This is a genomic window from Paenibacillus nasutitermitis, from assembly GCF_014641075.1.
Taxonomy (GTDB): domain Bacteria; phylum Bacillota; class Bacilli; order Paenibacillales; family Paenibacillaceae; genus Paenibacillus_Z; species Paenibacillus_Z nasutitermitis.
The window spans coordinates 319,392-339,626 of the sequence record NZ_BMHP01000003.1 but is presented as its reverse complement, the minus strand read 5'-3'; the positions used below and the strand labels follow the sequence as shown (position 1 = coordinate 339,626).

Here is a 20,235-nt window from a genome sequence, read left to right as displayed (position 1 = left end):
GGGACAAGACATGACAGAGCACCTATTGGAAGTACAAGGATTGCAAACGGAGTTCAAACGCGGCAGCGGCAGTATAACGGCGGTTGCAGGTGTTGACTTTCATATAAAGAAAGGCGAAGTACTTGGTCTTGTAGGTGAGTCAGGCTGCGGTAAAAGCGTTACTTCCTTATCTATTATGCGATTGCTTAAGGATACGCCAGGCAAAATTGCCGGAGGAGAGGTTCGTTTCGAGGGAACGGATCTGACGAAGATTTCAGAGAAAGAAATGCGCCGAATTCGAGGCAACGAGATGGCGATGATTTTTCAGGAACCGATGACCTCGCTTAATCCCGTACTGCGAATCGGTGTACAGCTGGCTGAGCCCATTATGCTGCATTTGGGTTATGGGCGCAAGAAGGCGCGCGAGCATGCGATTCATATGCTGCGGCTCGTTGGGATTCCTCGTGCGGAGGAATTGGTCGATGACTATCCGCATCAGCTGTCCGGCGGAATGAGACAGCGGGTTATGATCGCGATGGCCATGTCCTGTAACCCGAAGCTGCTCATTGCAGATGAGCCGACGACAGCGCTTGATGTAACGATACAGGCACAGATTCTTGACCTCATGAAGAGGCTGAAGGAAGAACAAGATATGGGCATGCTGCTCATTACGCATGACCTCGGCGTTGTAGCCGAATTATGCGACCGGGTTGTCGTCATGTATGCGGGCCGTGTGGTGGAAGAAGCTTCTGTACATGAGCTATTCGCCAGCCCGCAGCATCCTTATACCCAGGGTTTGATTCAATCAGTGCCGAAGATGCGCCAGAAAGTACGGCGTTTGGATTCTATTAAGGGAAATGTTCCTGACCTGTCCCAGATGCCGCAAGGTTGTAAGTTTGCGCCCCGCTGCTCCTTCGTTATGGAGGCGTGTCTGGTGCAGGAGCCGAAGCTGCTTCCAATTGAAGGGCTTAAAGACCGCAAGAGCCGCTGCCTGCTTACCGAGCAGGGAATACGGAAGGAGGAGAACAGGAATGAAGGAGACGCCATTAATTGAAGTGAAAGGCTTGAAGAAGGCATTTGCAGTCAAGAAAGGCTTTCTCGGGACAACGAAATATTTGCGTGCGGTTGATGGAATCTCATTCGCTATTAATAAAGGTGAGACGTTTAGTCTTGTTGGTGAGAGCGGCTGCGGCAAGTCAACCACCGGGAGGCTCGTGACGCGTCTGCTGAGGCCCAACGATGGCGAAGTATGGTTTAAGGGGCAGAACATCAGCCATATATCGGATAACCAAATGCGTCCGCTGCGCAAAGATATGCAAATGGTATTCCAGGATCCCTACGCTTCCCTTAATCCGCGAATGAAGGTAAAGGACCTTGTTGCGGAGCCGCTGCTTATCCATACGAAGCTGACGACCAAAGAAAGGGATAAGCTGGCTTGCGAGCTGTTGGAAACGGTGGGGCTCAGCAGCTTCCATGTCGAGCGATACGCACATGAATTCAGCGGCGGACAACGGCAGCGGATCGGTATCGCAAGGGCGTTATCCGTCCGTCCGAGTTTAATTGTAGCGGATGAGCCGGTATCGGCACTGGACGTATCCATTCAATCGCAGGTACTGAACTTGCTGCAGGATTTGCAGGAAGAGTACGGTTTGACGTATTTATTCATCTCGCATGACCTAAGCGTAGTTGAACATATTAGCGATCGTATCGGGGTTATGTATCTGGGTTCACTAGTGGAAACGGCGGATAAGGATACACTCTACGAGCGGCCGCTGCATCCTTATACGAAGGCATTGCTCTCTTCGGTCCCTGTTCCGGATCCGAGCTTGAAGAAGGAACGAATTATATTGAAGGGAGACATTCCAAGTCCTGTTGATCCGCCAAGCGGCTGCAGGTTCCATACAAGATGTCCTTCCTGCATGGAGATCTGCAAGCAGCATGTACCGGTGTTCCAGGAAGTAGAGCCGGGTCACGAGGTTGCCTGTCATCTATTCGATGAAGAGATGCTGAAATTAGAGCGGTAATCGATATATGTCACACATTTTACAGCAAAGAAGGAATCGTGATGAAGATCTTAATCGATTCTCCTAATTTGACGGATATTCTCGTCTATCTGGCTTTTGAAGAGGAGTCCTTTACGTTCATGTTGGGGGAAGTGAATAAACAGTTTGGCAGGACCACGTGGTTATACGGCCGCTCAGCGGAAGAGTCGGACATCCTTGTTGTAGGAATGGGAAAACGCCTTGATCTGACGCTTGAGAGGATTCGTCGGGCTGGAGGATCGGCAGCCCGTGCCGCACAACGTGAAGAAAGAGGCAGCACAGCGCTTGTCAGCCATTACTCTGACGGTGATCACCATAGAATTAGCGGCGATGAATGGGTGAAAGCGTGGATTGAGGGCTGGCTTCTTGGTCTGTACCGATTCGAGGGGTATCGGGGCGCTACAAAATTGAACGTATCCGTTGATTTGCTGCTCACGTCGAAGGATTGGCCGGAGCTGACTGCTGCAGAGCTGGAAGCTGCATGTGAGACGGGGCAATCTCGTGCACAAGGGGCTATGATAACGCGTGACCTCGTCAATGAAACGCCGGATACGTTGAATCCCAGTCAGTTCACACAATGGCTTAAGGAACACTTCGATTGTGCAGATCAGGCTGTGAAGGTCCATATTTACCGGGGACAAGAGCTTGCCGATCTTCAGATGAACGGGTTGCTGGCAGTAGGAGCAGGAGGCAGGCATGAGCCTGCGCTGGTTGAAATTCGCTATGAAGGAAATCCTGGATTGCCCATGCTGGCAATGGTCGGCAAAGGGGTTACGTTCGATATGGGTGGCATGAACGTGAAGACAGCCGGCGATATTAGTGATGCCCGCATGGATATGGGCGGGGCGGCTGCTGTTGTTGGCGCAATGGATATATTGCTGCGCAAGAAGGCTCATGTGAATGTGACCGCATTGATTCCGGTCGTTGACAATATTCCTTCTGCGGAGGCAACTTTGCCATCGTCGGTTATACGCTACCCCAATGGATTAACGGTTCAGGTTGCCAATACCGATGGCGAAGGCCGGCTTATTCTTGCGGATGCATTAATTCATGCCGCGAATATCGGTGCGGCAGAAGCGATTGATATTGCGACATTGACAGGGAATGTCGGGGCTGCGCTCGGACTGGGTATCGCCGGTATTTGGGGCGATGCGGACATGACACGAAGTCTCGTTGAAATTGGTGAGCGCAACGGGGAACGGCTGTGGCCGATGCCGCTGATGGATGAATATGAAGCCGATCTTAGGAGCAACTACGCGGATCTGCGCAATGTCAGCAGCTCCCCGTATGCCGGTGCGATTACGGCAGCGCTCTTTATCCGCCGGTTCGTAGCTGAATCTATGAAATGGGTCCATATTGACATGGCCGGTACGGTTCAATATAAGCAGGATATGAGCTATTCGGAAGCCGGTGCGACCGGATATGGCGCGCGGCTGCTTGCGGATTATGCAATGAAAGGAGCTTCGTTATGATTCTGGAAGTCATCGCAACTTGCATGGAGGATGCAATAACGGCAGAGCTTAATGGCGCGGACCGTCTTGAATTGATAACCGCCATTACGGAGGGCGGGTTAACGCCGGGCATCGGATTAGTTGAACAGGCTGTACGATCCGTTGGAATCCCGGTTTTTGTAATGGTTCGTCCCCACAGCCGTTCATTTGTTTATTCGGATCATGATATATCGACAATGGCTGCAGAGATCAGGGCGATTGCGGCTGCTGGTGCGGCGGGAGTTGTTCTGGGCGCATTGACATCCGATGGAGGCATCGACGAGCAGGCGCTTCAGACGCTGCTGCCATTAACAAACGGCATGCAAGTGACGTTCCACCGCGCTTTCGATGAGCTGGAAGATCAGATAGCAGGTTTGCGGACGTTAGCGAAATATCCACAGATTACACGGGTGCTCACTTCAGCCGGGCCTGGTCCTGCACCGGAGTCTGTTTCTGCTATGCAACGCTTAGTTAGGGAAGCGCGTGGCGGAGCATTGAACATATTGGCCGGCAGCGGGCTGAAGCCGCATGGCATTAAGACATTTATTGAACAGACAGGGGTCACGGAAGTGCATTTTGGATCGGCTGTGCGTTACGGCAATAACTCGCTGTCTCCCATTGATCCGGTCATCCTGCAGGCATTGTCTAACAGTCTTCGATACAGCGACAGCAAGTAATACTAGATGTGAAAAGGTGAATGGCAATGCATAAGAGTGAAAGTTATGTAGTTGGAATAGATTTGGGTGGAACGAAGATTGCGGCGGCGCTGTTCGACTCGAATGGCATGCGGCTTAATCGGGAGCAAATGGAGACGGCCGACGCTCAAACAGCCGAAGAGGTGGTTGAGCGGATGATCGGAATGATTCGTTCTGTCTCTGAAGGGCGGCAGCTGGCGGGCGTCGGATTAGCTTCGCCGGGGGCTGTTAATAGCAAAGACGGCATTGTCATTAACGGAACCAATTTGCCTGAATGGCATAATGTCCCTCTGAAGCGATGGATGGAAGCAGCGCTCGATGTCGAGGTACAGGTTGTTAATGACGCTAACGCAGCGGCTTGGGGCGAATATGTGCAAGGTGCTGGCAAAGGCGCCGAGAACATGGTTTACGTAACCTTCAGTACGGGCATCGGAGCGGGAATAGTCATGGACGGCAAGCTGTTGTTAGGCACACACTCCTTCGCCGGTGAGCTGGGCCACAATATTATCGATCCCGATGGCCCGTTGTGCAATTGCGGAAGAAATGGCTGCTGGGAAGTGTTTGCTTCGGGCACAGCGATCCGTGATACGGCGATAAAGCTCGTGGAAAACCAATCCTCAATCATTACGGAACTGGCGCGCGCGGATGGGGATAAGATTACATCCAGGCATGTATTTGAGGCGATGAGATTAAACGATCCGGCAGCTGTTCAGGTGATTGACCGGACGACTCATTATATGGCGCTTGGATTAACGAATGCCATTCATACGTTCAATCCGGATCGGATCGTTATCGGAGGTGGCGTGAGCAAAGCGGGAGATCTGCTGTTCCCTGCGCTGCGCAGCAAAACGGAGGAGCTCGTTATGGCACCATACAGAGGAACGTTCGACATCGTATCCGCCGGTCTTAAAGATGATGTCGGTCTTATTGGAGCCGCAGCATTGTTCCATACTTTCGATAAGGAGTAGCGGAATAATTCAACTAGATGATCGATTGGGGGATTAATGTCATGAACGCAAGAGAGGCAAGAACGCATTGGTTTTTGCGGGACAGATTAGGCATGTTCATTCATTGGGGCCTTTATTCGATTCCGGCCAGAGGCGAATGGGTGCGCGGCAACGAACGGATGAGCAAAGAGCACTATATGACGTATTTTGATGAATTTGACGCCTCTCGTTACGATCCCAAGGTATGGGCGAAAGCGGCTAAGGCTGCTGGCCAGAAGTACGCGGTACTGACGACTAAGCATCATGATGGATTCTGCCTATTCGACAGTAAACTGACGGACTTCAAAGCGACCAATACGCCTGCAGGCCGGGATCTCGTTCGTGAATATGTGGATGCCTTCCGGGCGGAAGGGATCGCTGTCGGTTTGTATTATTCCGTTATTGACTGGGACCATGAGGATTATCCGGGCTACGGGGATAAGGCTCATCCTGACCGTGACAATGAAGCCGCAAAAGATAAGCCGATTGATTTCGACCGCTATTTAACCTATATGCACGGCCAGGTGAAGGAGCTGCTAACGAATTACGGTCAAATCGATATCATGTGGTTTGATTTCTCCTACGACAACATGACAGGCGAGAAATGGAAAGCGACGGAACTTGTTCGGATGATTCGTTCGATCCAGCCGAATATTATTATTGATAACCGCTTGGGCGGCAATATTCGGGCTGAAGAGCCGGAAGAGTATGCAGGCGATTTCTTCTCGCCCGAACAAATCATTCCGCCAGGCGGCATTGTTGATGTGAACGGACACTCGATCCCATGGGAAGCATGCATCACGCTCAATGACAACTGGGGTTATTGCTCCGAAGACAAAAACTATAAGTCAGCGAAGCAAGTCATTCGCTCCTTGGTCGAATGTGTTAGTAAGAACGGCAATCTGCTGCTTAATGTCGGACCTGATGCCAAAGGTGAAATGACATGTGAGTCGCTTAATGTGTTGAATGAGCTGGGCGAGTGGATGCGGCTGAATGGAGACAGCATTTATGGCTGCGGTCATTCGCAGCTGGCGAAGCCGGAGTGGGGACGTTACACACAGAAAGGCAACAAGCTGTATGCTCATGTCTTTGACAGAGGGATCGGGCCCATCTATTTCCAAGGCTTAAAAGGAAAGATCAAGAAGGCCAGATTGCTGCGTGACGGTACGGAGCTGAAGATCGAAGTGCCATGGATGGCCGAGGAATATTCCGATATTTCAGGCGGGGCATTCATCACATTGAAGGGCGCCGAACTGCCTGATGAGATGGACACGGTCATTGAACTTGAGCTTTTCTGAAACGATATATAGTGCAGGCTGGAGTTGAACGGGAACCCGAAAGACAGACACTTTGGAAAGTGCCTGTCTTTCGGGTGTTTGTGTTGTTGATTGTATCGAAAGCGTCTGCAGCAGCGAAGAGAAACGTAGTGAATTCATTCACAAACTGTTCAAGTTTTAATCACTTACTTTGTGATTTAAATCACAATAACGGATATTGTTACGTTCTATAATAAAGACATCAACAAGAAGCAATCAACAATCGAAACTAAACGAGGACGGTGATCCCGATGCTGGATATAAAACGATCTCAGCCATTGGCGAGACTCAAGCTATCCTGACACGAATGAGGCTTATGCATTAACAACTAAAGAATTCAAACAAATAATGAAAAAAAGGGAGTGAGTTTCATGTTAAAATTTTGGAGAGAGCATAGAATCGCTGGCATTCTTGTCATTATTGTCCGTTTTGTAGTTGGGTTTGCATGGCTGAACGCTGGATGGCATAAAATTACGGGAGCAACGCCTTTCGATGCAACGGGCTTCCTCAATGCAGCTGTAAAGAACCCGGTAATTGATAAAGCTACAGGAGAAGCGGTTTACCCAACCTACACTGCATTTGTAGAAAACTTTGCATTACCGAATGTTGGTTTCATTAACATCGCCATACCTTGGGGAGAATTATTTATAGGACTTGGACTGATCCTTGGGACCTTAACGGTTACCGCCGCATTCTTCGGAGCTTTAATGAACTTCATGTTTATGTTCGCCGGTACGGTAAGCACGAACCCTTGGCTTCTGCTTCTTGGATTGATTGTCATCTTCGCCGGTGCGAACGCTGGCCGCTTCGGATTAGATCGTTTCGTCCTTCCGCTTATGCACAAAGGTCTCGATCGTCTCTTCCACCGCAAACCGAAAAATCCGGCCACTGGTGCGGGATTGCTAGTTAAATAAACCTGATAGGAAATTTGATTTCCATGCTAATAAAAAATCACTGACCGTAGCTGTCAGTGATTTTTTTGTATGCTTGTAGAGCTTAAGCTAATAATGAAATGGAGGAATAGAGAATGTTTACAAGAATTGAAGATTTTGCGGCGGAGTGGACGAACGAGGCGGAATTAACCGCTAGTGTGCTGGATGCACTTACGGATGATTCTCTTGGACAGGAGGTTATCGAAGGTCGGCGAACGCTTGGGCAAATCGCCTGGCATCTGGTTCGTTCGCTGCACTACATGACGACTTTGGGGCTTGTTTTCGATGAGCCCTCCGGAGGCGAAGAGGCTCCGGCTTCTGCTGAGCATATAGCCTCGGAGTATCGGCGGATCAGCAGGGATCTGCTGCATGCGGTTCGAACGCAGTGGAATGATGAAACTTTGCGTGAATCGGTTGAGATTCATAAGGAAGTTTGGCCAAACGGTGGTTCCCTGCATTATACAATCATGCACCAATCGCATCATCGCGGACAAATGACCATTCTGATGCGCCAGGCCAACCTTCGATTGCCTGATGTCTACGGTCCGACTTACGATACCTGGAGCGAGAAAGGGCTAGCGCCCTTAGTCTAAATTCCTTTACAATGGAACTATTGGATGCGATAGATGATTCTCTAAGAAAAACAGCCCAGGGAGTGAAGAGTGGAAATGTCCAAAGCGGATAATATGTTGTCCATTCTATGGCTGCTTCGTTCGGGGAAACGGGTGACGGCTCAGCAGCTCGCGGACGATTTGGAGATTCATGTTCGCACCGTATACCGATGCATTGATTCACTGTGCGCGAGTGGAGCCCCGATTATTGCCGATTCCGGTCCAAACGGCGGTTACCGGCTGCTCGGCGAATTCATCGATTCTCCGCTGCTCTTCGATGCCGAAGAGCAGAAGGCACTCGTGCATGCGTCAGTTTTCGCACGGGAAGCAGGTTATCCATTCACAGATGCGCTGGCCCGGGCGGTGGACAAGCTGAAGCGGTACACCAATGAAGAGCAGCTCGAAAGGATTAACAGGCATAGCAGCGGGCTTGCTGTGATCCAGACACCCACGGACGCGAGAGAGCTTGAATTGCTTAGACAGTTAGAGGAGGCCGCAGCCCGGGGAGAGTCGCTGAACATGGACTATGCCAAAGGACCCGAGCTTACTTCCGGCAATCGAGTCCTCGATCCTTACGGCATCGTGCATTGGAAAGGGAAATGGTACATTGTCGGATTTTGCCGTCTACGACAAGAGGTCCGAAGCTTCCGCGTGGATCGCATCGTCCGTTTGGAAGCGGCGGATACCCGCTTCGAACGTCCGGCCGCCTTTTCCCCGAGGGATTTCCTCTTGCGCTCTTTACTCCCGAATTCGGCCGACGATAAGACGCAAGTCATTGTAAGGCTCCAGGGACATGAACACGCGCTTAACGAATTATGCAAGCATTGGCTGTTCGGGCATGCTCTAGTCGAACGCAGGCGGCCCGGCGAAGTTCTCTTTAAGCTGGAGGAGCTGCCGCTGAAGACATACGTGCCGTACTTTCTTCTTCCATACGGGAGGTCTCTTGAGATACTTGAGCCGCAAATGCTGATCGATAGAATGGCGGAGGTCAGCCTGCAAATGTTTAAGCACTATGAAGTGATGCAAATAAAGATAAGAAAGGATGGGAATAGAAGATGACCAAGTTTACGATGTTCGGTAAATTGACGGCTCACCCGGGAAAACGCGAGGAGCTTGTTTCCTTATTGCTGGAGGCTTCCCGGAATCTGGATGATATAGAGGGCTGCGAGCTCTATATTATCAATGAATCCGTGGATGATCCTGATGTGATTTGGATCACCGAGCTGTGGCGTGATGCCGGGGCTCATGCCGACTCTCTCAAGAACGAGGATGTGCTGGCTGTCATCCAGCGCGCGAAGCCTTTAATCGCAGGCGTCGAGCCGGTTCGGCTCCGCCCCGTGGGCGGCAAGGGATTAGGCGTATAACGCGGCCAAAGCCGGACATGTTCACTTAAGAAAGGCGTATCCTGTGGAATCTGCCCTGTCATTTTATTTTTTATCACGAATGGTAGTTGTGTGTTTATTGCCTTCGTTGTCATAGGTGATCCATTCGCCAACGGGCTCGCCCATGTCAAAATATCCGGAACGCTTAATGATTCCATTGGAACGATACCATTCCCAGTAGCCGTCCGGCTTATCCTCAATCATTTTTCCCTTGGACCATACTGTTTTTCCGTTCGCATGGTACTTGATTGTGAAGCCATCTATTACTTCCAGCTTTTTCTCCTTGACACCGTTTGGGTGTATCAAGTCACATTTTTCATTTTCCATGTTTGACCTCCGGTAATCAGCTTTTGTTAATAATATCATATTCAATGATAATGATTAACTCTGGCGCAAGTAACCCCTGAACACCTGGAACCAGCAAGCCGGTAAGCTCTCCCAAAAGGAGGCTGCCGGCTTTGCTGGTTTTTTAGAGGATTAGAGAAGGAATATGCAAAAAAACAGGGAAATCAGTTAGAATGTTGTTCAAATCGGAGCGGTTATTGGCATCTAACTTAGTAAGGCGGAAGGAAAGACATGGGAGGTGAAGACGGGTGGAGTCGTGGAACACGGTTGAGCCGGACGGGATGAGGAAAGCGGCAAGCCCCGAAACTGAATCCGAACAAGCATTGGTGGAGCGGGCACAGCTTGGCGACACGGAGGCGTTCGGCGAGTTATTCGAGCAGCATCGGGGCCGCCTCCGCGGCTGGGCCGAGCGGATGACCGGGGACGCGTACCTGGCGGATGACATCGTACAGGACGCATTCGTAAAGGCATTTTTGCATCTGGGCACCTTGTCCGATACGAGCCGATTCCTCCCGTGGTTGTATCGAATTACGAGAAACCAAACGAATATGCGCTTGCGCCGCGGGGGTCCCTATCGGAAGGAAAGCCCTTTTTCGGTCATGCAGTCTGACATGAAAGGCCATTTCGCAGAGGATTGGGAAGATCTGGACAATATGCTCTACCATCTTGCGCGCAAGGCATCCGACGCGGCACTCTTGGAGCAGGATCCAGCCGAGAGCTTGCTCCGCAAAGATCTGTTCGAAATGATTCATGCCTTGCTTCATTGTTTGAATGCAAAGGAGAGAGGGATATTCAAAGCCTACTTCTATCGCCAGCTCAGCCCAGAAGCCATCGCCGCCTTATACGAAATGCCGATCGGCTCGGTATACACGTATATTTACCGCTCCCGTAAGAAGATCGGCAAGGAACACGTCCGCGTCTCTTTAAGCCTGATGTCAGAGCAGAAAGGAAGTGGAGGCATGCAAAAAAGCAAAGTGTTGCAGCTGCCGGCTTGGACAACGCAGTCCCCCTTACGGGCCTCGTTAGTAGATAGCGTCGGCCGAATGCTGGCCATACGGGAGGATCGGCAGGATCCGGCGAAGCTAATGGGGATATCGACGGTTGCTTTTTCCATGAAGATTTCCAATAGAACGACTTTCGCGGACGGCATTTACGTCTTTGATTGGAAGCAAACGGTGCATGATTTTTTCGGAAAACTCGGCTACCGGATCACCGTGCTATGCGGTCAACTATCGAATTCGCCTGTGCCCGTGCTGGGGGCGGTCGAGCGTTTCCCGGTCGTCCTTCCCATCGAGGAGGCGGTCATTCCTTTTATCCGAAAGTATCTTAACCAGGGACAACCGCTGCTTTACTTCGATACGAGGGCTTCCAAACCGTACGTTCATGAGTGGTCGATGATTTACGGTTATGACGATGAACATCGGGTGGTTTATTTAACGGACCCGATGACGCCCGGGGGAAAGACGCTCTCTTATGACGATGTCATCCATAATCCGGTGCGCTTCCTAGCGGGTATCGAAGGGGAGACGGCGTGCGAGGAAAGCGGTCGGCAGACGGAGGAAGCCGTGAACCGGGAGCTCGCGGAGCAGACGATCCGGTTCGCGGTGGAATATGCAAGGAACGGCTGCAGGTATACGCCTTCGACCATCTACTTGCAATATACTTCCGGTCTTGATGCCTATGATCGTTGGATCGGTTTTCTTCGCGACCCGTGCCACCTTCCGAATCGGTATGGGATCGGCCATTTGTTCGCTTATTATGGCGAGATGAAACGCTATGCTTCGCAATATTTACGCACTGCTGCGTTCCGAGAAGAAGCGATGAGATTAACGCTCCTGGCTGCGGAGGCTTACGAACAAGCGGCTGAGGAGCTCGATGGACGGAGCGCTGACGTCCCGTTTATCCGCACGTCCGAGATGCTCTCTGCCGACATGCGCTCCAAATGCGCGGAGTCGCTGAGCAGGGCAAAGGAATTCGAGCATGCCGCAATCGGCTATCTGGAGAAAGCCTTAAACCATTTGAGATGAGGGAGCCTTCCATGATCATTCGTTTTATGACGGAAATCTCGTATAACATGCAGCAAGTGCTTGCAGCCAAAGCGTCCTTTGAACAAGCTAACCCCGATGTGCAAATTGAAGTCGAACAGGTGAACGATAATTTCGAGATGATGCAGGCCTTTCATTCCGATGAAGCGCCGGACATTATCGAAACAGGGGGCTTCCCGGTCGGCAACCCGGATGGCCTCTTTATCGACTTGGCCCCCTATGTGGCGGAGACGAACGGCTTGGAGGAGGACCTGTACCCGGGGCTCATGCGCGTCGCCAGATTCGGCGGAACGCTGCCCGGCTTGCCTATCGAGATCAGCCCGCCGTTGGTCCTATATAACAAAGAGAAGTTCGATCAGGCTGGATTTGCTTACCCGGACGAATCGTGGACCTGGGAGGACATGGTTGAGCTGGCGAAACGGCTTACGATCCGCGACGCACAGGGTGTCGCTTCGCAATTCGGGTTCGGACTTGGCGTCGACATCGAGTGGTTCGAGCCTTTCGTCATGCGCAATGGGGGGGATTATATATCCCCGGACGGTTTGACGGCCAGAGGATTCGTGGACAGCGCAGCCACGATCGAAGCATTTCGGATGGTCATCGAAGCATTTCGCGAGCACCGTATCATCCGTAAACCGGATGAGCCTTGCTTGACGAATGTCTGGTATGAAGAGAGCGCGATGCTATTCGCCTTCAATTGGGTTGCGCATCATTGGCTCCGGGAGCGGCCGGAGGCACAAATCGGTGTCGTCGGATTACCGAACATGCCGGGCCAAACGAACGTCAACATGATTTACATGGGAGGAGCCGGGGTTACCTCGAAGTCACAAAATCCCCGTATCGCGTGGGCGTTTCTGCGGCATTATCTTCTGGACTGCCATTCCTGGATGCCTCCGGCTATCCAATCTCAGGCGGAACAACGCGGATTAACCAGCCATCCCCTATGGTCCCGTTACTTGGAGGAAATCGATCATGTGCAGATTAGCGGTTTCTTCAAGAACAGGAAGTGGAACGCCTCCCGCCAATTGATCAACGAGGATATTCGTAAAATGATTCTGGAAGGTGCGGACGTTGCTCAAACCTTAAAGTCCTGGACTAGATATACATAGGCCGGATCAAAAACACCCGCTATTTCCATCATTGGAAATAGCGGGCTTCTTTATATGTCAGCAATCTTTCCGACGGGAGTAAGGATCAGCTCTCAAGGTTGCCTGAACGACTTGAAAGGGGCTTAATTCAGCTAATACTAATGATAGTGGAGTATCTGCAAAGTAGGCCACTGGTGATGACGCAATATTTGTCCAGGGGGCTAATTAAATACAAAGAAGCATGGTCGAAATTGTAGGATTGACAGTAAAATAGTTCTTGATTATGATTGAAAATGTGTTAAATTGACAATGAGATTCATTATCAAACAATTCGCTTGTCGCTTTCGAAAATAGTGAATAAATTGGTTCATGGAGCGGTTGGATAAAAGCTTGCCTATTACGTTTGTGTGACGAATGACTTGGAATAATTACGATAACCCTATAATCAATTTCATTGATAATTGTTATCAATTAGGAAACAAATGCATGGTTATGGAGGTGAGTTTACCATATTAGCAGATTCAACCAGGGTTAACGTAAAGATGTTTTATGGCCTAATTGTGTGGCTCGTCATCGTCATCTGGGTCGCGCTGTTGATTTCGCCGCTTTGGGCTGTTGCTGCATCGAAGGACACTGGAACCGGTGTCGCATCAACCCAAATTGAAGCGCTCATCAAGCATATAGAAGAGGGGAACGCCGATGCAGCGAAACAGGATTTCTCCATCATCAAAAAGTGGTGGGTAGCCAACAAAAACGACATTAAGCAGCGATCGCTTAGTCTTGCCTTGGAGATCGATAGTCAGATTGCAGGCATCTCGTTGGCGATGTTGAATCAGAAGTTTGACGAAGCATCAACGCTGGCAACGAACCTCAAATTCTCGATCACGAATTTGAAGGATGGGGCATTCGCCGATAATGATGGGAAAAGCCAGATGACGCTCTCCACTTATATTCTGAAACTGCGGGAAGTCGGGGATTTGGTCAATAAAAAACAATGGGGGGAAGCCCAAGACCAAGTTAAATTGCTACAACAGCAATGGCTGTCCGTCGAAGGAGATGTGGTCAGCCAATCTCAAAGCGTGTACAACAATTCTGAACGTGACCTGGTACTTTTGGATGGTTATTTGAACAGTGCGAACAAAAGAGAGCAGGTCACTCCGATCATTGAGCGAATGGTCAACGCATTAGCCCCTTTGGCGGATGCACAATATTCATGGTGGGATGCCGCGCTTATTCCAATTCGCGAAGGGTTCGAAGGTCTGCTTGTAATCGGCGCACTGCTTATGTATGCAAAACGAGCCGATTCCAAACAAGCAAAACGCTGGGTTATTGGAGGCTCGACAGCCGGTTTGCTTACCTGTATAGTCGTCGGTTCTGCGGTAGTGCTGCTTCTTTCGTCCAGCGCTTTTGGAAAGAATAACTTGCAAATCAATGGATGGACGGGTATCGGAGCAAGCATTTTATTGCTCTATGTAAGCTATTGGCTGCATCGCAATTCAGACGCCCAGCGCTGGAATCGATTTCTGACTGAAAAGAGTTCTCAGGCTCTTTCAGGTGGACATATGTTTTCGCTAGCGCTTCTTTCCTATTTTGCGATTCTACGGGAAGGGCTCGAGACGGTAATCTTCTTAATAGGAATGGCAAGTAAAATGTCTTCGTTGCAGCTTGCCGCTGGTATTTCATTCGGAATTGCGGTCCTCATTGTGGTTGCGATTGTAATTATGAAAGCCGGGACGCGGTTGCCAATTCGACCCGTCTTCTTGGTATCCAGCGTTATCGTGTTCTACTTGTGTTTTAAATTTATGGGGTCCGGCATACATAGCCTGCAAATGGCTGGTGTGGTACCTGCGACAGTGGAAGAAAACTTGCCTGACATTGCCTCTTTAAGCTTATATCCATCGTGGTACAGCACATTTCCGCAGTTGATCTTCCTTGCAGTTGGCTGCATCACGGTTTTGAATTCAATAGTATCAGCCAAGCGTCAGCACCGTGCTTCTCTTTGAACGTTATTATTAAAAAAAGGCGAACATCGCCATATTAATTGGAGGGTCTTTCTCTTATGTTAAAACCGATTGTTAGCGTACTCGTTTTAGCGAGCGCATTAGCTTTAACCGCTTGTAACAGCAACGGATCCAATAATACCAGCAATACGACCATGCCGACTGAGCAGTCCGAAACGGGCTCCGAATCGTCTCCGGCCAATTCGAATAATTCGAGCAGTTCTAATGTCATTAAGGATGGCACGACAAAAATGCTGGACCAGGCGAATCAACTGCAAGAAGCCATCGATAAACAGGATATTGCCAGAATAAAGTCACTGGGCAAGGACATTAATGATACATGGTTGTCATACGAGAATATTGTCCGCCAGACGTTTCCGCTAGAATATACGGATGTGGAAAAATACGAAATGCCGATTTTCTCCGCTTCTGCATACGACAAAATTGATTTTGATTCACTAAAATCAAACGCAGCAGATATGATTATTGCCTTAACGACGCTGCAGAATGCTAAGCCTTCCACTGCCAGCTCGTCTGAGCTGTTGACAGAAGCAGTCAAGAAATATGAGCAATACGTAGTCGATCAAGCCAATCAACTGACGACCCAAACGCAGGTTTTTGTTGATGCTGTAAAGGCAGGAAATATTGAGAAGGCGAAGGTCGAATATGTAAAAGCGCGTGTTTATTACGAAAGTATTGAACCGATTGCGGAGAGTTTTGGCGAACTCGATCCTAAGATTGACGCCCGCCTCGCCGACGTGGATGATTCGAGCAATTGGACTGGATTCCACGAAATTGAGAAAGCACTTTGGGTTGATAATTCGCTCGTTGGCCAGGACAAGTTCGCGGACCAGTTGATTACCGATGTAAAGGCGCTCCAGGAAGAACTGAAGGCGTTAAAGCTGGACCCGAAAACGGTCGTCGCAGGAGCGATGGAGCTTCTGAATGAAGCGGCAACGTCCAAGATTACAGGCGAGGAAGAATTGTATTCTCACATCGACCTTGTCGACCTGGCATCGAATGTGGACGGTTCGAAAACGGTGTACTTGTCTATCATTCCAGCACTGAACGAGAAGAACAGCGAGTTGGCTGATAAGCTTGATAACGCATTTCAAACCATGGAGCAGAAGTTGTCCGAATATGTGAAGGATGGACAATATGTCCTTTACACGGAACTGACGACGGACCAAATTCGCGAAATCAGTGATCAGCTTAACACGCTTTCCGATTTGATGTCGCAAACTGCAGCTATCCTCTAAGAGGAGGGGAGATCAGATGGAATCAAAGCAAGGTATTTCTCGCAAAGATTTCTTGAAACTGTCCGCAGCAGCGGGTATGGGGATCGCAATTGGTGCTTCTGGCGTCGGTGCAGTGCTCGAGATAAACAATTCTACTGCGACATCAAAGAGCACTTCGGCCGTAAAGGAAGACGACATGATCCCTTTGTATGGCATTCACCAGCCCGGCATTATAACGCCTCAACAGACATATATGTATTTGGCTGCCTTCCGCATTACAACGAAGAGCAAGTCGGATTTAATCGTCATGCTCAAGAATTGGACGAAGTTCTGCAATTTAAGTGCGGCAGGTGGCACAATGAAACTTAGCGATAACTCGCTCTTGCCGCCAGCGGATACCGGTGAGACGTTGGATTTGCTGCCGTCGAATCTGACCCTAACATTCGGCTTAGGTCGCAGTTTCTTTGTAGACGATGAACATGACCGGTTTGGCATCGCTCAAATGGCGCCGAGGTACCTGAACGATATTCCCCGCATGCCGCGGGATAACATCGATCCTGCGATTTCGGGCGGAGATATCTGTGTGCAGGTTTGCGCGGATGACCAACAGGTTGCTTTTCACGCTGTACGCAACCTGATCAGGTTGTCGACCGGGCAAGCGTCATTGAAGTGGATGCAGGAGGGATTCGCCAGTGGCACTCCAGGGAAGACGCCGCGGAATTTGTTTGGCTTCAAAGACGGAACAGCGAATGAACTGCATCTTTCATCTGCAGGTTACGATCAGGTCGTATGGGCGGGCGACGATGAGCCAGACTGGATGCGAGGTGGCTCTTACCTGGCTTACAGGAAGATTCAAATGAAAATTGAGAGTTGGGACCGTACATCTTTGGCGGATCAGGAAGCGACCTTCGGCCGGAGTAAGGTGTCAGGAGCGGCATTTGGAGCACATGGTGAGTTTGATTCCGTTGACCTTTCTCAACAGCCTGCAAATTCACATGTTGCCCTGGCTAAGCAGACGAAACAGCAGATTCATCGAAGAGCTTATTCCTACACAGATAAGGTTGACCCACGCACAGGCAATGTCGATGCCGGACTTTTGTTTATCAGCTATCAGCGCAATCCAGACCAGCAGCTACTGCCAATGCTGCGCCTGATGCAAAACAAAGATGCGCTAAATAGTTACGTTTCACACGTCGGGAGCGGCATGTTCGCCTGTCCAGCCGGATTAAAAGAAGGCCGCTACTTCGGTCAAACCATTTTAGAAGCGTAGTCCATTAAAATGAGGAACAAAACGAGGGTGCCCTTTTGGGACACCCTCGTCTCGTCTTTATATGCAAGCCTTACAGAAGAGCGGCCAATACAATCGCCAATTCGCCTGCGGGTCAGCTGACCTCCACCGTCATCGTTACAATAAATCACCGTTCCCTCTAAATTATAGCTATTTTTTAGAATGCACCGAGTCACATACGTGCTATAATATGTAAAAGTTTATTCGATTGGAGGGATATTTTGGACTACATACGTGACTATACGATGTATGCAGCGATTTTTGGCATGTTCAGCTTTAGCTGGTTCGGCTGGGCGCAGGAGAAGCCAAAGGCCAGCTGGCGTATATATATTGGCATCGCCTCAGGAATTGCGCTTCTCGTCTGCTTGCTGGGTGTTTATTTAAGTATCAACAACTGGAACGAACCGTCGGCCTTATCAGACAAAACTTCATTTACTGCATATTTGATTACCGTTTTTATCGAATTTTTTGTGGCTGGAACAGGGGCTTTCTTATTCATCAGAAAAAAACAAAAAGAGTATGTCGCGCCTTGGATTGCTTTTATCGTCGGCATCCATTTTATAAGCTTGGTTAGCGTTTTTGATGATCCCGGCTTGTACGTGCTGGCTGCTCTTCTGGTCGCCGTATCCATCCTTGCGGTTATCGTGGCGCCCAAACTTCGGGTTGCGACCAGCGCGATTACGGGGATTGGGTCAGGCACGGTTCTGTTTGGCTTCGCCGTTCTGGGCTTGATTCGGTATTTTTCCGTTTAGTGAATGGACGGTCCCCTACAGGTGTTCAGCAAGCGGAAAAACTTAGAAGAGCGAAACCCGATCTAAGAGGTTTCGCTTTTTTTGTTTAGAATAATAGTTTCGCCACATATAAACAACACAGCAGATCACCAGCAAGCCCTGCATCAACCAAATCCCATAATGAAGTCATCTTAGCAAGTAGTGGTATAAATCCAAATCCTGCTAAAAATCCACATCGTGTTACGAGCGTGTTTAGACCGAACAAACGACCGCGAATATTTTCGTCACTGCGCTGAAGAAGTGTATAGTGACACACTTGTACCAGTGCTTCAGTAGCTCCTACAAGTATTAGAATAAGAAACGTGACGGGTGTTAAATCATAAATAAACGTGAGAGATACGAATGTTGCAAACAAAAGTATACTTACTAAATAACGCCACTCGTTTACAACGTGTTTTTTAATAATCAATGAACAAATAAATGAACCACAAGCTATGGTCGACCACATAAAGCCATTATACAAATCCCCGTGTTCCTTTACAGATGCGATAAGCGGTAGAGCATATTGATATGCAGAAGCTGCAAGTGGATACACAAATCCGACCATCAGCAAGAAAGTATATCTACCTGACTGTAAAGCGTTTCGCACAGTTTGTTTCTTTTTAACGGGCTGGATCGATTTGGTATGTTCTACCCAGTGGACTTTTAATAAAACAATGGTTGATCCGATATACATCACACCGTCAAACACAAGTAAATACTTGTAAGAAAAAAAGGCCGATATAAGACCACCAGCAGAAAACCCAACAATACTCATTGTGGCCCCAAGACGCACAAGCAGGATGTTGATTTCCGTAAGTCACTCTTCGCCAAACATTATTGGAATGGATGACCTAAAACTCACATCGAAAAATGTATAGGTGATACCAAGTATAAAAGCAGCAATCACAATAAACATCGGATGTTCGATGAAAAGTAAACTCAACACAGCGATTCCGCTTGCAAGTTCTGAAATAATCATCGTTCGGCGCTTTGAATAACGGTCGGCAACGATGCCGGCAAGATAACTTATAATCATGCCACCGATTTGTCTCCCTAAAAAAAAGAGCATTACATATATTTCAGGATGCGTACTCATTAACAGTGCGCTCGTCAAACCGATAAACTGCATGCGTGAACTAAAATCAGAAAATGCCTTCGTATAAAAATAATGGATTGGTTTCATCATAGCCTCCATCTGGCGGCTAAAGAAGTGTATGTCCCCCTATTAAGGACGTACACTGAGGAATGTATGCATAGTAATACCTCCAAAAAAGTTACAAACAAAAAAATAAGCGCGGAAGGGACGTGCTTCCATTGCTCGCCTTGTATTCGGTATCGATTACAATTTCATCAGAATTTTTATAGGTAATTCCATACTACGGCGCAATTCTTCGGCATGCGCATTCTTTCGTATTTTCAATATTCCACAATCGTGCGCTTTAAGTCGTTTCATCAAGGTCGGGCAAGCGTGACATCGAGGTGCATCCGCGGCGCCGGCCCACCCTGTGTGTTGGCGACGCCGCTGACGACGAAGCCAACGGATTCGTAAAACCCTATCACGTGCGGGTTGGCGGTCACTTCTACACGCATACCGCGCCGCGCAATGTCTTCGATTAGGTTGCTCGCGACACCTTGGCGCATCCAATCAGGATCAGTGAACAGATCCTCGAGTTCGAGGAAGTCGTCGACAGGTCGTGCCGATGCAAAGCCGACGACCCGCCCGTCAATAACAGCGACACGCACGAACGGCAGCATCACGTCGTCCCACACGAGCCACTCAGGATGAGTGACGATGAGATCACGGTTGCCCTCGACTGTCAGCGACGCACGGCGAAAAATGTCGCGCAGCGTGTCGGCATCTTCGACGACTGCGCTTCTAATGATGCGGTTAGACGAACATAAAGCTTCTTCATTCACGGTCAAGTCTCCTTTTTATGGAAATTCCATTATAGTACTATACTACAATAATTATTAGAAAAGTAGCCACGTATTGTATCGATATAATTACACTTTACCGATACCTGT

Annotated in this window: 18 protein-coding genes and 1 pseudogene; 16 read left to right on the top strand and 3 right to left on the bottom strand. The window is 49.3% G+C overall.

Translation table 11 applies throughout. The annotated features are described in order from the left end of the window. Positions 1-10: 10 nt before the first annotated feature. The 10 genes from IEY46_RS20630 (at position 11) to IEY46_RS20585 (ending at position 9,415) form a co-directional block, all read left to right on the top strand. A complete protein-coding gene (locus IEY46_RS20630; RefSeq protein ID WP_188994554.1) occupies positions 11-1,033 on the top strand; it encodes an ABC transporter ATP-binding protein in 1,023 nt (340 codons plus the stop codon). After that, positions 1,011-2,003 carry an ABC transporter ATP-binding protein gene (locus IEY46_RS20625; protein ID WP_188994552.1) on the top strand — a complete coding sequence of 331 codons (993 nt, stop codon included), beginning with the start codon at positions 1,011-1,013 and terminating at the stop codon, positions 2,001-2,003. The genes IEY46_RS20630 and IEY46_RS20625 overlap by 23 nt, the downstream gene beginning before the upstream one ends. Before the next feature lie 41 nt (positions 2,004-2,044). Beyond that, complete coding sequence (locus tag IEY46_RS20620) at positions 2,045-3,493, top strand: M17 family metallopeptidase (RefSeq protein WP_188994550.1); 1,449 nt, start codon at positions 2,045-2,047, stop codon at positions 3,491-3,493. Further along, a complete protein-coding gene (locus IEY46_RS20615) occupies positions 3,490-4,188 on the top strand; it encodes a copper homeostasis protein CutC (RefSeq protein ID WP_188994548.1) in 699 nt (232 codons plus the stop codon). Before IEY46_RS20620 ends, IEY46_RS20615 begins: the two co-directional genes overlap by 4 nt. Before the next feature lie 26 nt (positions 4,189-4,214). Further along, complete coding sequence (locus tag IEY46_RS20610) at positions 4,215-5,174, top strand: ROK family protein (protein ID WP_188994546.1); 960 nt, start codon at positions 4,215-4,217, stop codon at positions 5,172-5,174. Between the two features lie 41 nt (positions 5,175-5,215). Further along, positions 5,216-6,490 carry an alpha-L-fucosidase gene (locus tag IEY46_RS20605; protein WP_188994544.1) on the top strand — a complete coding sequence of 425 codons (1,275 nt, stop codon included), beginning with the start codon at positions 5,216-5,218 and terminating at the stop codon, positions 6,488-6,490. A 389-nt stretch (positions 6,491-6,879) separates the two neighbouring features. Beyond that, positions 6,880-7,422: a DoxX family membrane protein gene (locus tag IEY46_RS20600; RefSeq protein ID WP_188994542.1), complete on the top strand. Its 543-nt coding sequence runs from the start codon at positions 6,880-6,882 to the stop codon at positions 7,420-7,422. A 113-nt stretch (positions 7,423-7,535) separates the two neighbouring features. Further along, the gene (locus IEY46_RS20595; RefSeq protein ID WP_188994540.1) at positions 7,536-8,033 is read left to right on the top strand and encodes a DinB family protein; all 498 of its coding nucleotides are present in this window, start codon (positions 7,536-7,538) and stop codon (positions 8,031-8,033) included. 75 nt (positions 8,034-8,108) lie between these two features. Next, on the top strand, positions 8,109-9,110 hold the full coding sequence (locus IEY46_RS20590; RefSeq protein ID WP_188994538.1) for a helix-turn-helix transcriptional regulator: 1,002 nt from the start codon (positions 8,109-8,111) through the stop codon (positions 9,108-9,110). Next, positions 9,107-9,415 carry a putative quinol monooxygenase gene (locus IEY46_RS20585; RefSeq protein WP_188994536.1) on the top strand — a complete coding sequence of 103 codons (309 nt, stop codon included), beginning with the start codon at positions 9,107-9,109 and terminating at the stop codon, positions 9,413-9,415. Before IEY46_RS20590 ends, IEY46_RS20585 begins: the two co-directional genes overlap by 4 nt. Positions 9,416-9,478: 63 nt before the next feature. On the opposite strand, the gene IEY46_RS20580 is transcribed toward IEY46_RS20585, so the two are convergent. Continuing rightward, positions 9,479-9,760, bottom strand: coding sequence for a toxin-antitoxin system YwqK family antitoxin (locus IEY46_RS20580; protein ID WP_188994534.1), 282 nt, complete (start codon positions 9,758-9,760; stop codon positions 9,479-9,481). Positions 9,761-10,026: 266 nt separating this feature from the next. Between IEY46_RS20580 and IEY46_RS20575 the strand changes: the two genes are divergently transcribed. The 6 genes from IEY46_RS20575 (at position 10,027) to IEY46_RS20550 (ending at position 18,189) form a co-directional block, all read left to right on the top strand. Beyond that, positions 10,027-11,805, top strand: coding sequence for an RNA polymerase sigma factor (locus tag IEY46_RS20575; RefSeq protein WP_188994532.1), 1,779 nt, complete (start codon positions 10,027-10,029; stop codon positions 11,803-11,805). Between the two features lie 11 nt (positions 11,806-11,816). Next, a complete protein-coding gene (locus IEY46_RS20570) occupies positions 11,817-12,932 on the top strand; it encodes an ABC transporter substrate-binding protein (RefSeq protein WP_188994530.1) in 1,116 nt (371 codons plus the stop codon). 461 nt (positions 12,933-13,393) lie between these two features. Beyond that, positions 13,394-14,914, top strand: coding sequence for an FTR1 family iron permease (locus IEY46_RS20565; RefSeq protein WP_188994528.1), 1,521 nt, complete (start codon positions 13,394-13,396; stop codon positions 14,912-14,914). Positions 14,915-14,970: 56 nt separating this feature from the next. Next, on the top strand, positions 14,971-16,170 hold the full coding sequence (efeO, locus tag IEY46_RS20560; protein ID WP_188994526.1) for an iron uptake system protein EfeO: 1,200 nt from the start codon (positions 14,971-14,973) through the stop codon (positions 16,168-16,170). 16 nt (positions 16,171-16,186) lie between these two features. Beyond that, complete coding sequence (gene efeB / locus IEY46_RS20555; RefSeq protein WP_188994524.1) at positions 16,187-17,419, top strand: iron uptake transporter deferrochelatase/peroxidase subunit; 1,233 nt, start codon at positions 16,187-16,189, stop codon at positions 17,417-17,419. 239 nt (positions 17,420-17,658) lie between these two features. Next, positions 17,659-18,189, top strand: a complete 531-nt coding sequence (locus IEY46_RS20550; protein WP_188994522.1) for a hypothetical protein — start codon at positions 17,659-17,661, stop codon at positions 18,187-18,189. Between the two features lie 85 nt (positions 18,190-18,274). Here IEY46_RS20550 and IEY46_RS20545 read toward each other — a convergent pair. Both IEY46_RS20545 and IEY46_RS20535 read right to left on the bottom strand, forming a co-directional pair. Continuing rightward, positions 18,275-19,339, bottom strand: a pseudogene (locus tag IEY46_RS20545) (MFS transporter). Positions 19,340-19,662: 323 nt separating this feature from the next. Further along, positions 19,663-20,127, bottom strand: a complete 465-nt coding sequence (locus IEY46_RS20535) for a GNAT family N-acetyltransferase (RefSeq protein ID WP_188994517.1) — start codon at positions 20,125-20,127, stop codon at positions 19,663-19,665. Between the last annotated feature and the right edge of the window lie 108 nt (positions 20,128-20,235).